12 protein-coding genes are annotated in these 13,131 nt (G+C 62.2%); 3 read left to right on the plus strand and 9 right to left on the minus strand.

Features of this window, described 5'->3' with window-relative positions; genetic code table 11:
• Positions 1-20 precede the first annotated feature (20 nt).
• Together LUU92_RS01205 and LUU92_RS01210 are read right to left on the minus strand one after the other, a co-directional pair.
• Positions 21-476, minus strand: a complete 456-nt coding sequence (locus LUU92_RS01205; RefSeq protein WP_256575669.1) for a DoxX family protein — start codon at positions 474-476, stop codon at positions 21-23.
• 44 nt (positions 477-520) lie between these two features.
• Positions 521-1,252: an SDR family oxidoreductase gene (locus LUU92_RS01210; RefSeq protein WP_071492507.1), complete on the minus strand. Its 732-nt coding sequence runs from the start codon at positions 1,250-1,252 to the stop codon at positions 521-523.
• 120 nt (positions 1,253-1,372) lie between these two features.
• On the opposite strand from LUU92_RS01210, the gene LUU92_RS01215 reads away from it, so the two are divergent.
• From LUU92_RS01215 to mgrA, 3 genes are all read left to right on the plus strand, one after another.
• Positions 1,373-2,263 carry a LysR family transcriptional regulator gene (locus LUU92_RS01215; protein ID WP_257103043.1) on the plus strand — a complete coding sequence of 297 codons (891 nt, stop codon included), beginning with the start codon at positions 1,373-1,375 and terminating at the stop codon, positions 2,261-2,263.
• Between the two features lie 161 nt (positions 2,264-2,424).
• The gene (locus tag LUU92_RS01220; protein WP_093121675.1) at positions 2,425-3,753 is read left to right on the plus strand and encodes an OprD family outer membrane porin; all 1,329 of its coding nucleotides are present in this window, start codon (positions 2,425-2,427) and stop codon (positions 3,751-3,753) included.
• Between the two features lie 108 nt (positions 3,754-3,861).
• Complete coding sequence (gene mgrA / locus LUU92_RS01225) at positions 3,862-4,899, plus strand: L-glyceraldehyde 3-phosphate reductase (protein ID WP_071492504.1); 1,038 nt, start codon at positions 3,862-3,864, stop codon at positions 4,897-4,899.
• A gap of 71 nt (positions 4,900-4,970) precedes the next feature.
• Here the strand turns inward: mgrA and tauD are convergent, their stop codons facing one another.
• The 7 genes from tauD to LUU92_RS01260 form a co-directional block, all read right to left on the minus strand.
• Entirely contained in the window at positions 4,971-5,807 is an 837-nt protein-coding gene (tauD, locus tag LUU92_RS01230; RefSeq protein ID WP_071492503.1) for a taurine dioxygenase, read from the minus strand.
• 15 nt (positions 5,808-5,822) lie between these two features.
• Positions 5,823-6,659, minus strand: a complete 837-nt coding sequence (gene tauC / locus LUU92_RS01235; protein ID WP_093121671.1) for a taurine ABC transporter permease TauC — start codon at positions 6,657-6,659, stop codon at positions 5,823-5,825.
• Positions 6,656-7,435: a taurine ABC transporter ATP-binding subunit gene (gene tauB / locus LUU92_RS01240; RefSeq protein ID WP_071492501.1), complete on the minus strand. Its 780-nt coding sequence runs from the start codon at positions 7,433-7,435 to the stop codon at positions 6,656-6,658. Before tauB ends, tauC begins: the two co-directional genes overlap by 4 nt.
• A gap of 16 nt (positions 7,436-7,451) precedes the next feature.
• Positions 7,452-8,429: a taurine ABC transporter substrate-binding protein gene (gene tauA, locus LUU92_RS01245; RefSeq protein WP_071492500.1), complete on the minus strand. Its 978-nt coding sequence runs from the start codon at positions 8,427-8,429 to the stop codon at positions 7,452-7,454.
• Between the two features lie 189 nt (positions 8,430-8,618).
• The gene (gene gshA, locus LUU92_RS01250) at positions 8,619-10,202 is read right to left on the minus strand and encodes a glutamate--cysteine ligase (protein WP_071492499.1); all 1,584 of its coding nucleotides are present in this window, start codon (positions 10,200-10,202) and stop codon (positions 8,619-8,621) included.
• Between the two features lie 214 nt (positions 10,203-10,416).
• Positions 10,417-10,800, minus strand: coding sequence for a PaaI family thioesterase (locus LUU92_RS01255; RefSeq protein WP_071492498.1), 384 nt, complete (start codon positions 10,798-10,800; stop codon positions 10,417-10,419).
• Positions 10,800-13,124, minus strand: a complete 2,325-nt coding sequence (locus tag LUU92_RS01260; RefSeq protein ID WP_071492497.1) for a Tex family protein — start codon at positions 13,122-13,124, stop codon at positions 10,800-10,802. The genes LUU92_RS01255 and LUU92_RS01260 overlap by 1 nt, the downstream gene beginning before the upstream one ends.
• Positions 13,125-13,131 lie beyond the last annotated feature (7 nt).

Consider the following 13,131-nt stretch of genomic DNA (forward strand, 5'->3'; position numbering starts at 1 on the left):
CCTGGGCTGGCCGGCAGTGACTACCCCTTGCCCAACGCATTGTCCAGGGAGTAGCGGCCTGCACCGCGAAACACCAGGTACAACGCTAGCAGCGCCATCAGTACCGGGTACTCGATGCCCCGGTCGATCCATGCCCACGTCGGCCCCAATAAGTAAGCAATGGTCAGCATCTGCACGGTCATCATGGCCGCGACCAGCCGTGTGCCCAGGCCGAGGATCAACAGCAACCCGCCCACCGCTTCCAACAACGCGACCAGCAGGCCGATCAACTCCGGCTGCGGCAGGTGCAGGCGGTTCTCGATCAGGTTGATGGATGCCGCCATCGGGTCGGCCATCGAACCATGTGCACGGCCCAGCAATTTGGGCAGGCCGTGGGTGAGCATGATTACCCCGAAACCTGCGCGCAGCAGCGCGTAGGCAAGGGGTTCGGCAAAGCGGTAAAGCGGGGCGAGTGCGGGGATCGATAAGGTTGGCATGAAAGAATTCCACAAAGTGAACATCGCTGGCCCAGATGTACGACTCAGACCAGCCCGCCATTGGCGCGCAGGATTTGCCCATTCACCCAGCCACCGGCCGGGCTCACCAGAAACGCCACCACGCGGGCGACATCTTCCGGTTGGCCCAGGCGTTCCAGCGGCGGCATCTTGGCCATGCCCTGGATCTGTTCTTCGGTCTTGCCGTGAAGGAACAGTTCGGTTGCGACCGGGCCTGGCGCCACCGCGTTGACGGTAATCCGGCGCCCGCGCATTTCTTTAGCGAACACTTGAGTCAGGGATTCCACCGCCGCCTTGCTGGCGATGTACACCGCGTAGCCGGGGAAATTGAGGCCGACGGTGCTGCTGGAAAAGTTGACGATGCGCCCGCCGTCGTTCAGGCGCGTGGCGGCTTCACGCAGGGCGTTGAAGGTGCCACGGGTGTGGATATCGAAATTCTGGTTGTAGAGCTCATCGCTGTGCTGGGCCAGGGGCAGGGTCTTGAGGATGCCGGCGTTGTTGATCAGTACGTCGACCTTGCCCAACTGTGCCTCGGCCTGGTCGAACAGGCGCGTAATGTCGGCGGGGTTGGCGACGTCGCCTTGAATCGCTATGGCCCGGTGACCGGCCTGGCGCAGTTCCACCACCAGCTTCGACGCCTCGGTGGCACTGCTGGCGTAGTTGATGGCCACGGCGTAACCGTCGGCGGCGAGTTGCTTGGCAATGACGGCGCCGATGCCACGGGAAGCGCCGGTGATGATTGCTACTTGAGTCGTCATGATCTGGGTTCCTTTAACGGTGGGTGGCAGCAGGTTCACATGTTTACCCAGGGCGATAAATGCGCCAGAGTTGCCTTGACTGTTCAATAATCGCCAACAATCGGCGCGACGGAGTGCAGCGTGGATCAAGTCAAGGCCATGAAGGTTTTCGTGCGGATTTACGAGCGTTCCAGCTTCACGCTGGCGGCCGATGACCTGAATCTGCCCCGGGCGACCCTGACCCACACCCTCAACCAGTTCGAAGCGTGGCTGGGCACGCGCCTGCTGGAACGCAGCACCCGTCACGTGCGCCCGACCCTGGATGGCGAGGCGTATTACCAACGCTGTTTGCAGTTGCTGGCGCAGCTGGAAGAGGCCGAACTGGCATTTCGCAGCGTGGCGCCCAAGGGCCGTTTGCGCGTGGATTTGCACGGTACGCTGGCCAAGTATTTTGTGGTGCCGGCACTGCCGCAATTCATGGCGCGTTACCCGGAGGTCGAGCTGTCGATCAGCGAGGCGGATCGCTTTGTCGACCTGATCGCCGAAGGCGTGGATTGCGTGCTGCGCGCAGGCGCCCTGGGTGATTCCGCGCTGATCGGCCGACGCGTCGCCAACCTGCGCCAGGTCACCTGCGCAAGCCCTGCCTACTTGCGTAAATACGGCGAACCCAAGAGCCTGGCCGAGCTGAGTGAGCACCGCGCGGTGAACTATGTTTCGCGCACCACGGCCAAACTGTTTCCCTTCGAGTTCATGGTGGACGGCGAGCTGCAGGAAGTGAGTATCCAGGGTGCGCTGTCGGTGTTCGGCGCCGAGATTTATTCCGCCAGCGCAGTGGCGGGGTTGGGCATTATCCAGTGCCCGCACTACCGCATGGCCGAATTGATCGAGCAGGGCGTGATGCATGAAATCCTTCCTGACACACCGCCGCCGTCGATGCCGGTGTCGGTGTTGTATCCGCAGAACCGACACTTGTCGCCGAGGGTGCGGGTGTTCGTCGACTGGCTTGCCGAAGTCTTCGAAAATGCCCGCTAAGCCGCGTAATAGAAGGGTTTCTTAAATTTAATTTCATCCGTTCACGCCACGGTTTGACGCGTAACTGTCATCTGGTCACTGCGTAATTGTGTGAAGCGTTTGACGCTTTCATTTCAGAACAGTGAAGGAGACCGGTACCAATGAAGACGTTGATAAGCCCTATGGTGGGTGCCGCCATGGCGAGCTTTATGCTGTCCGCCCATGCCGATTTTATCGATGACAGCCACGCCGATGTGACCCTGCTCAACCGCTACCTCAACCAGCAGGGGCGTGACGTGGTGAACAGCAACGCCAAGGCCCACAGCATTCGCGATTGGGGCCAGGGTTTCGAGTTCAACTTCAAGTCCGGCTACACCGAAGGCCCGGTGGGGTTCGGCCTGGACCTGCAGGCGTTCTATGGGTTGAAGCTGGACTCCGGCGGCGACCTCAACGACAAGGATCACCAGGGCCGCTACCCGGGCAGCATGTTCCCGCTGGACAACGGCAAGTCCGCCGACCAGTTCGGTGTGTTGAGCCCGACGTTCAAGATGCGTTTCGCCAAGGACGAGTTGCGCTTGGGTACGCTCTACGGCAACAACCCGGTGCTGGCCAACACCGACGGGCGCCTTTACCAGCAGACCAACACGGGTGTACAGCTGGTGTCCAAGGACCTCAGTGACTTCACCTTCACCGGCGGCGATATCTTCAAGACCAAGATCCGCAACGAAACCGGCGACCAGGGCATGATCACCGCCGGTGGCACCAAAGAGAGCGATCGCTTCCTGTTCGGCGGTGCGGACTACACTGGCATCCAGAACACCACGGTCAGCCTGTGGTACTCCAACCTTGAGGATTACTACCAGCAGTTCTTCCTCGGCGCCAAGCGGCATGACGCCTTGTCCGTGGGCGCGATCGACACCGACTTGCGGGTGTTCCGCAGCCTGGGCGTGGGCGGCAACGCCGATGGCGACAAAGACTACGCAGCCGCCGGCCTCTACGGTGACGGCACGGGCAAGGGGCGTATCAACCAGACCACCGCCAGCCTGCTTGAGAGCTACAGCCTGGACGGCCACACCGTCGGCCTGGGCATCCAGAAGAACAGCGGCGACAGCGACTTCCCCTACCTGGATTCCGGCCTGAACAGCGGCGACAACCGCCAGGGCCCAGGCTCAGGCGCCGACACGCCGGCGCTGACCAACATGCAGTTGAATAAATTTCAACACGCCGGTGAGCGCACTTGGCTTGCGCAGTACAAGTATGACTTCGGTAAGCTTGGCCTCACGGGCCTGACGTTCTCCGCCGCCTATGCCCACGGCGATGACATCCGCACGGCGCAAGGCACTACCAGCGAATGGGAACGTAACGTCGCCGTGGCGTATCAAGTGCCTACCGGCACCCTCAAAGGCCTGGGTGTCACCTGGAAAAACGCCCACGCCAGCCCGGACATCAGCGGTGCCACCGTGCAAGATGAAAACCGCTTCTATGTGAGTTATGTCGTTCCACTCTGGTAGGCAATTGCTGTAGAACGGAACGGCAGACTTAAGCGATTCAGCTGGTTAAAAGGCCTGGGAATACCCTTATTCCCAGGCCTTATTTGCCGACGTCCAAGAGAGGATTCGATGACTTACATTGCTGCCGAAAACCGCTATGAATCTATCCCGTATCGCCGCGTAGGCCGCAGTGGGCTGGTGCTGCCCGCACTGTCCCTGGGCCTGTGGCACAACTTTGGCGACAGCACCCCGATCGACACCCAGCGAGCCTTGCTGCGCACCGCGTTCGACCTGGGGATCAACCACTTTGACCTGGCCAACAACTATGGCCCGCCCTACGGCAGCGCCGAGATCAACTTCGGCCGTTTGCTGCGTGAAGACTTCAAGCACTACCGCGACGAACTGATCATCTCCAGCAAGGCCGGCTGGGACATGTGGCCCGGCCCTTACGGCCAGGGCGGCGGTTCGCGCAAGTACGTGCTGGCCAGCCTCGACCAGAGCCTGCAACGCCTGGGTGTCGACTATGTGGATATCTTCTATTCCCACCGTTTTGACGCCGACACCCCCCTGGAAGAAACCGCCAGTGCCCTCGCCACTGCTGTGCAACAAGGCAAGGCGTTGTACATCGGTATCTCGTCCTACTCAGGGGTAAAAACCCGCGAAATCGCCGCCCTGCTCAAAGAGTGGAAAGTGCCGCTGCTGATTCACCAGCCGGCCTACAACCTGCTCAACCGCTGGGTGGAGAAAGACCTGCTGGACACCACCGAAGAGCTCGGCGCCGGGGTGATTGCCTTCACGCCGCTGGCCCAGGGTTTGCTGACCGACAAGTACCTCAATGGCGTACCGGCGGATGCACGGGTGAATCGCCCGGGCGGTGGTTCGTTGCAGGCCAAGCACCTGTCCGAAACCAACATCGCCCATGTGCGTGCGCTGAACGAGATCGCCCAGCGTCGTGGTCAGAGCCTGGCCCAACTGGCACTGGCCTGGACGTTGCGTGATCCACGGGTGACCAGTGCGCTGATCGGTGCAAGCCGGCCGGAGCAGATTATCGAGAACGTCGGTGCGTTGAAGAACTTGAGCTTTAGCGTGGAAGAACTGGCGGAGATCGATCGGTTTGCCCAGGAAGGCGGGATCAACCTGTGGGAAAAGCCATCCACGGCTGAATAAACAGTCCATGTGGGAGGGAGCAATCCCCCTCCCACATTTGATTTCTGGTGTGATGACTAACGGGCCTGGCCTTAGAACGGCACATCCCCGAGAATCGTCGCCCGATGCATCACCCGCCGCTGCGGCCGGTAGTCATCCACCGCGTAGTGCTGTGTCACGCGGTTATCCCAGAACGCCACATCGTTTTCCTGCCAACGCCAGCGAATGGTAAATTCCGGGCGTGTCGCGTGGGCGAACAAGAGCTTCAAGATGGCTTCACTCTCCGCCGGTTCCAGCTCATTGATCTTGGTGGTAAACCCATCACTCACGAACAGTGACTTGCGCCCACTCACCGGATGCGTACGCACCACCGGGTGCGATAACGGCGGGTTCTTCCTGCGGGTTTCTTCCCAGCGTGCCAGGTCTTCGGCGGTGTTGCCAAAGCGCTCCAGCGGAAAGGACTTGGTGAAGTCATGGGTCGCCGTCAGCCCGTCGAGCAAGCGCTTCAGCGGTTCGGACAATGCTTCATAGGCTGCAATCCCGCTGGCCCACAGCGTATCGCCACCAAACGCCGGCAGCAGCTTGGCGCTGAGTACTGCACCGAGCGCCGGAGTGGGCAGGAAGGTCACGTCGGTGTGCCACACGGCATTGTCGCGCACGTCGGTGACGGCGGTGTCGAGGATCAGCACTTCGGGCTGGTCCGGCACGTTGGGGTAGATCGGGTGGATATGCAGGTCACCGAAATTCGCCGCGAACCGCGCTTGCTGCTGCGGGGTGATCGACTGGCCGCGGAAGAACAGCACCGAGTGGGTGAGCAACGCCTGTTCGATGGCGTCGCGCTGTTCAGGGGGTAGCGGCTGGGTGATATCGACACCGCTGATCTGGGCGCCCAGGGCGGTGCTTAATGGGGTAACGGTCAGGCTGCTCATGCGGTTCTCATTCACTCAGTGTGCCTGGCCATGCCACGGCACCAGTTTACGCTGCAGGGCACGCAGGCCCATTTCCATGGCGAAGGCGATCAGGGCGATCACCAGAATCCCCAGCACCACCACATCGGTGACCAGGAACTGCGCCGCCGACTGCACCATGAAGCCCAGGCCGCTGGTGGCGGCGATCAGCTCGGCGGCGACCAGCGTGGACCAACCCACACCCAGCCCGATGCGCACGCCGGTCAGGATGTCGGGCAGGGCGCTCGGCAGGACCACATGGCGAATCAACTGGGCACGGGTGGCACCCAGCGACTGCGCCGCACGCAGTCTGGCCGGGTCGACGGTGCGCACGCCGGTGGCGGTGGCGATGGCTATCGGCGCGAAGATTGCCAGGTAGATCAGCAGCACCTTGGACAGCTCGCCGATGCCGCACCAGATCACGATCAACGGCAGGTAGGCCAGCGGCGGGATCGGCCGGTAGAACTCGATCAGCGGGTCGAGGATGCCACGGGCGATTCGGTTGGAACCGATGGCGATCCCCACGGGCACGGCGGTCAGCACCGCGAAGCCCAGGCCCAGGCCGATACGGCTGAGGCTCGCGCCAAGGTGCTGCCACAAGGTGGAGTCCATATAGCCGGTGGTCGCCAGCAGCCAGCCCTTTTGCAGCACGGCGGACGGCGGCGGCAGGAACAGCGGTTCGATCAAGCCGCTGGCGGTCACGGCCCACCAGAGGGCCAGCAAGGCGACCAGGGTCAACACGCTGATCCAGCGCGTGCTCAGGCTGCGTCGTACCGGGGCCACTGCGTGCGCCACCGGTTTGGTCACCGTGGCGGGAAGTTCGTAGCTGCTCATGCGGACACCTGCCGTTGGGAGAACACTTTGCCCAGCACGTGTTCGCGGGTTTCGATAAAGCGTGGGTCGGACTTGATCGCCCGCGCCGACTCACCGGCGGCGTAGCGTTGGCCGAAGTCCAGGTGCAGGCGTTCGACGATCTGGCCGGGGTTGGGCGCCAGCAGGATCAAATCGGTGGCGAGGAATACCGCCTCTTCGATGTCGTGGGTAATCAGGAACACCGGCTTGGCCGTGCGCCGCCAGACTTGCAGCAACAGCTCCTGCATCTGTTCGCGGGTAAAGGCATCGAGGGCGCCGAAGGGCTCGTCCATCAGCAGTACACGAGGGTCGGCGGCCAGGGCGCGGGCCAGGCCGACACGTTGCTTCTGGCCGCCGGAAAGCTGCCAGATGCGTCGGTTGTCGAACCCGGCCAGGTCGACCAGCGCGAGCATTTCCCGGGCGCGTACTTCGCGTTGCGCCTTGGGCACGCCGGCCAGCTCCAGGCCGAAGCCGACGTTGGCCAGCACATCCTGCCAGGGCAGCAGGGCGTCGTCCTGGAACACCACGCCGCGTTCAGCGCTGGGGCCTTTGACCGGCACGCCATCGAGGGTGATGCGCCCGGCGCAAGGTTCGACGAAACCGGCAATCAGGTTCAACAGCGAAGTCTTGCCACTGCCGGACGGGCCGAGAGCCACCAGCAACTGCTGGGGCCCCAGGTCGAGTGAAATGTCTGACAGTACCGGTTCTGTGGCGCCTGGGTACTGTGCGCTGATGCGCTCCAGTTGTAGCAAGGCCATCGCAATGAACTCCCGATCAGTGAGTGATGAATTTGGCGCTGACGTAAGGGGCGTAGTCCGGCAGCACGGCGTCGACCTTGCCTTGTTCCTTGAGGAACGCGGCGGTGTCGGTCACAGCCTTGGTGGTCGGTGCGCCCAGCAGGGTCACCTGGTCAGCGGCCAGTGGGTAGACGTTGCCTTGCAGCAGCAGTGGGATGTCGCTGGCCTTGGCGCCGGAGAGTTTCACCAGTTTGTCGACGTTGCCTTTGTCGGCGAGCCAGGCTTGTGGGTCTTTGCGGTACGCGGCGTAGGCATCCAGGGTGACTTTGGCGAACGCGGTGACGATTTCCGGGTGTTTCTCGGCGAAGTCCTTGCGCACGATCCAGGCATCGAAGGTCGGCGCGCCGAACTTGGCCAGTTCGCCCGAAGTGATCAGCACCTTGCCGTTTTCCTTGGCCACGCCCAGGGCAGGATCCCATACGTAGGTGGCGTCGATATCACCGCGCTTCCAGGCGGCGATGATCGCCGGTGGCGCGAGGTTGAGGATGGTCACTTTGGACGGGTCGATGTTCCAGTGCTTCAGCGCGGCCAGCAGGCTGTAGTGCCCGGTGGACACGAAGGGTACGGCGACTTTCTTGCCGACCAGGTCCTGCGGGCTGTTGATGCCCGAACCGTTGCGCGCTACCAGGGCTTCGGCGCCGCCGATCTGGGTGGCGACCAGGAAGGTTTCCACCGGTACCTTGCGGGTGATCGCGGCAGTCAGCGGGCTGGAACCGAGGTAGCCGATCTGCACGTCGCCGGAAGCGATGGCGGCGATGATGTCGGCGCCATTGTCGAATTTGCGCCAGTTGATCTTGGCGTTTGTGGCTTTTTCATAGGCGCCATCGGCCTGGGCGACTTTGGCCGGGTCCACGGTGGTCTGGTAAGCGATGGTCACGTCCGCCGCCTGGGCAAACAGGCTGGCACCGGCCAGGGACAATGCGGCCAGGAGACGCAGAGGGGTTAACAGTTTCAAGGGGAAGCTCCTCAATCAGGCGGCCGAGGGTCGGCGTGCGAGGAGACTAAATGATCTAAGAACCCGAAAATAAATAACATTTTCGAATTAGCTTATGAGAAGAACCGTGAGCGCTGATCGTCAATTGAAATGAGGTGAAATGTGAGAAGGGGCTTGCCCTCTCCCACATTTGCCCCGGTTTGAGCTTACTTAGTTGCTGATGGCGAGGATGCTGGCCTGGTACGACCCAACAAACACATCGAAATCGCCCACTTCGTTCTGCTCCAGCTCTGCTTGTTGCGCCAGCGACGTCCGCGCCAGCTCTTCAAAGCGCGCCTGCTCTTCAGCCGCCAGCGGCTCCTTGCGGAAATGCTCGGCGTGCAACTGGCTCTGATGCAGGGAGAATTGCGCAAAACTCTCTTTACGCTCGGCCATCGCCGCCAGCACCTGGGCCGACGGGGTCAGGGACGAATCGTTGACCTTGGCCAACTGGGCGTCGAGCGCCTGGCTGTGCTCAGTGATGCCGTGGCTCTCGTCCAGCAAGGCAGCCAGCGGTGCAATCTGCTCCAGCAACTCGGACGCCCACTCCTTCATGTCCACCGGCTGGCCCTGGCGTTGCAATTGCAGGCCCGGACGGCGACCTTCCTTGACCACGCTGAGGAAGTTGGAGGTGGCGTTGCCACACTCGTTGTTGGCGAACAGTGGGCTGTCGTTCAGTGCGCAGAACAGCAGGAAGGCGTCGAGGAAGCGCGACTCTTGCAAGTCGATGCCCATGGGCAGGAACGGGTTGATGTCCAGGCAGCGCACTTCGATGTACTGGATGCCACGGGCCATCAGCGCCTGGATCGGCCGCTCGCCGGTATAGGTCACGCGCTTGGGGCGGATGTTGGAGTAGTACTCGTTTTCGATCTGCAGGATGTTGGTGTTGAGCTGTACCCACTCACCGTCCTTGTGCGTACCGATTTCGACGTAGGGCGCGTAGGGCGTTGCCACCGCTTCGCGCAGGCTGTCGGTGTAGCTGGCCAGGTCGTTGTAGCACGGCGTGAGGCCCGCCTGGGCGTTGCTCTGGTAACCCAGGTCACTCATGCGCAGGCTGGTGGCGTAGGGCAGGTACAGCGTGTCGGCGTCGAGCACTTCCAACTGGTGCGAACGACCACGCAGGAACCCGGCGTCCAGGGCCGGCGAAGCACCGAACAGGTACATCAACAGCCAGCTGTAGCGGCGGAAATTGCGGATCAGCGCGATATAGGCGTTGGACTGGTAGTCGCGGTCAGTGCCGACAAACCCTTCGGTTTCCTTGAGCAGCGGCCACAGCTGCTCCGGCAGGGAAAAGTTGTAGTGGATGCCGGCGATGCACTGCATGGTCTTGCCGTAACGCAGGGCCAGGCCCTTGCGGTACACATACTTGAGCTGGCCGATATTGGAGGTGCCGTAGTAGGCAATCGGAATATCTTCCTCGGCCGGCAGCGGGCACGGCATGGAGGGGCTCCACAGGTATTCGCTGCCGAGCTTGGTATAGGCAAAGCGATGGATCTTGTCCAGGCTGCTCAGGGTATCGGCCGGGTCGGGCAGGGCGGGAGTGATGAACTCCAGCAGCGATTCCGAGTAGTCGGTGGTGATCTGTTCGTGGGTCAACGCGGCGCCCAGGGCTTCGGGGTGCGGCGTTTGCGCCAGTCGACCCTCACCGGTGACACGCAGGCATTCGCGCTCGATGCCGTGCAAGCACTGCTCTAGCAGGGAGAGGTGTTCGCGCTTGCCGAGCAGAGCCAGGCGGCGGTTGAGAAGTTCGCTCAAGTTGGATTCCTTCACGCGTCAGTCGCCCCAATATGGGGGTGGGCAGGACGGTCTACAAGGGTGAAGTTGAAACTGGCGTGATCGCCTGGTTTTGAGTCGATTTGACCCGCTCTGAATATGCCGACTTCACTCCATGAATTTGGCTACAGCGCAGCGAGAAAATTCCGACGCCGTTAGTGCAGCGCCGAAATTAACTCAAATCGGGGGTGGGGAGCTATAGGACAGCGAACGTGCCCTGTGCTTTTGCGACAAGTCTTTCGTCCTGATACACCTCCGCCTCGACCACCAGCGTGCGGCGGCCGGCATGAATCACCCGGCTGGTGCACAGCACGTCACCGTCCGACACGGCGCGGATGTAATTGATCTTGCACTCGATGGTCGCGCTCTGCTGGTCGAAACCATGGGCGCTGGAACAGGCCAGCCCCATCGTAATGTCCACCAGGCTGAAAATCGCCCCCCCATGGAGCTTGCCCGCGCGGTTGCGCAGTTGCGGCTCCAGGGTCAGGGCCACCTCGGCAACGCCTTCTTCAAGGCGTTGCAGGCGGCAGCCGATCAGTTCGCTGAAGGCGCTCTGGGTCAAGCCGGCCGGGATCTCCATCAGCGCTTCTTCAACTGCTTGGCGTTGGCGAACAACGAGGCCATGGCGTTGTTGCTTGGGGCTGCGGTGGCGGTTTCCTTGCGAGCCGTAGTGTTTTGCGACTGGCGCGGTGCCGAGCCTGGGCGCGCGCCACGGGCACCGTCGATTTTCTCGCCGGGGGTGTCGCTCATGCGCATCGACAGGCCGACGCGTTTGCGCGGGATGTCGACTTCCATGACCTTGACCTTGACCACGTCACCGGCCTTGACCGCTTCGCGGGGATCCTTGATGAATTTCTCCGAAAGCGCGGAGATATGCACCAAACCGTCCTGATGCACGCCGATGTCCACAAAGGCGCCGAAGTTGGTCACGTTGGTCACCACGCCTTCGAGGATCATGCCCGGTTGCAGGTCCTTGAGGTCTTCGACACCGTCCTGGAACTCGGCGGTCTTGAACTCGGGGCGTGGGTCGCGACCAGGTTTTTCCAGCTCTTGCAGGATGTCGGTGATGGTCGGCACACCGAAGGTTTCGTCCGTGTACTTCTTGGGATCCAGGCGCTTGAGGAAAGCGGCGTCGCCGATCAGCGAACGGATGTCGCGGTCGGTCTCGGCGGCGATGCGCTGCACCAGCGGGTAGGCTTCCGGGTGGACCGCAGACGCGTCAAGCGGGTTGTCGCCATTCATGACGCGCAGGAAACCGGCGGCTTGTTCGAAGGTTTTTTCACCCAGGCGCGCGACTTTTTTCAGCGCGGCACGGGTTTTGAACGCGCCGTTTTCGTCACGGTGGCTGACGATGTTCTGTGCCAGGGTGGCGTTGAGGCCGGAGATTCGCGCCAGCAGTGCCACGGAGGCGGTGTTCACGTCGACGCCCACGGCGTTTACGCAGTCTTCCACAACTGCATCCAGGCCGCGCGCCAGCTTCAGCTGCGACACGTCGTGCTGGTACTGGCCGACACCGATGGATTTAGGGTCGATTTTCACCAGCTCGGCCAACGGATCCTGCAGGCGACGGGCGATGGATACCGCGCCACGGATCGAAACGTCGAGGTCCGGAAATTCCTTGGACGCCAGTTCCGACGCCGAGTACACCGAAGCGCCAGCTTCGGAGACCATGACCTTGGTCATCTTCATGGCTGGGTATTTTTTGATCAGTTCGGCGGCCAGCTTGTCGGTCTCGCGGCTGGCGGTACCGTTGCCGATGGCGATCAGGTCCACCGCGTGCTTGGCGCACAAGGCGGCCAGGATCGCGAGGGTCTGGTCCCATTTGTTGTGCGGCACATGCGGATACACCGTGGCGTGGTCCAGCAGTTTGCCGGTGGCGTCGACTACGGCGACCTTGCAGCCGGTACGCAGGCCCGGGTCGAGGCCCAGGGTGGCACGCGGGCCGGCCGGGGCGGCCAGCAGCAGGTCGTGCAGGTTGTGGGCGAACACGTTGATCGCCTCGGTTTCGGCGCCGTCGCGCAGCTCGCCCAGCAGGTCGGTTTCCAGGTGGGTGTAGAGCTTGACCTTCCAGGTCCAGCGCACCACTTCACCGAGCCACTTGTCCGCAGGACGGTTCTGATTCTGGATGCCGAATTGTTGGGCGATCATGCCTTCGCAGGGGTGCATGGTGCCCGGCAATTCGTCGCCGACCTTCAGCGCGGAGCTGAGAATACCTTCGTTGCGGCCACGGAAAATCGCCAGCGCGCGGTGGGACGGCATGCTCTTGAGCGGCTCGTCGTGTTCGAAGTAATCGCGGAACTTGGCGCCCTCTTCCTCTTTGCCGGCGATGACACGGGCGCTGAGGATGGCTTCCTGCTTCAGGTAGCTGCGCAGCTTTTCCAGCAGGCTGGCGTCTTCGGCGAAGCGTTCCATGAGGATGTACTTGGCACCTTCGAGGGCGGCCTTGACGTCGGCGACGCCTTTTTCGGCGTCGATGAAACGGGCGGCTTCGGTTTCCGGGGTCAGCGACGGGTCGTTGAACAGACCGTCGGCCAGCTCGCCCAGGCCGGCTTCCAGGGCGATCTGGCCCTTGGTGCGACGCTTCTGTTTGTAAGGCAGGTAGAGGTCTTCGAGGCGGGTCTTGGTGTCGGCGAGCTTGATGTCGCGCTCGAGTTGCGGGGTCAACTTGCCCTGTTCCTCGATGCTGGCGAGGATGCTGATGCGCCGTTCGTCGAGTTCTCGCAGATAGCGCAGGCGCTCTTCCAGGTGACGTAGTTGGGTGTCGTCGAGGCTGCCGGTTACTTCTTTACGGTAACGGGCGATGAACGGCACCGTGGAGCCTTCATCCAGTAGAGCGACGGCCGCTTCGACCTGTTGTGGGCGTACACCGAGTTCCTCGGCGATGCGGCTGTTGATGCTGTCCATAAAACCA

Source organism: Pseudomonas extremorientalis (assembly GCF_024584605.1).
GTDB lineage: Bacteria > Pseudomonadota > Gammaproteobacteria > Pseudomonadales > Pseudomonadaceae > Aquipseudomonas > Aquipseudomonas extremorientalis.

What these genes read in the sequence shown, in the direction of transcription:
- mgrA (WP_071492504.1), top strand. Translation starts at nt 3,862, where the DNA reads ATGACTTACATTGCTGCCGAAAACCGCTATGAATCTATCCCGTATCGC.
- tauC (WP_093121671.1), bottom strand. Translation starts at nt 6,659, where the DNA reads ATGAGCAGCTACGAACTTCCCGCCACGGTGACCAAACCGGTGGCGCAC.
- LUU92_RS01205 (WP_256575669.1), bottom strand. Translation starts at nt 476, where the DNA reads ATGCCAACCTTATCGATCCCCGCACTCGCCCCGCTTTACCGCTTTGCC.
- tauB (WP_071492501.1), bottom strand. Translation starts at nt 7,435, where the DNA reads ATGGCCTTGCTACAACTGGAGCGCATCAGCGCACAGTACCCAGGCGCC.
- LUU92_RS01260 (WP_071492497.1), bottom strand. Translation starts at nt 13,124, where the DNA reads ATGGACAGCATCAACAGCCGCATCGCCGAGGAACTCGGTGTACGCCCA.
- tauD (WP_071492503.1), bottom strand. Translation starts at nt 5,807, where the DNA reads ATGAGCAGCCTGACCGTTACCCCATTAAGCACCGCCCTGGGCGCCCAG.
- LUU92_RS01255 (WP_071492498.1), bottom strand. Translation starts at nt 10,800, where the DNA reads ATGGAGATCCCGGCCGGCTTGACCCAGAGCGCCTTCAGCGAACTGATC.
- LUU92_RS01220 (WP_093121675.1), top strand. Translation starts at nt 2,425, where the DNA reads ATGGTGGGTGCCGCCATGGCGAGCTTTATGCTGTCCGCCCATGCCGAT.
- LUU92_RS01210 (WP_071492507.1), bottom strand. Translation starts at nt 1,252, where the DNA reads ATGACGACTCAAGTAGCAATCATCACCGGCGCTTCCCGTGGCATCGGC.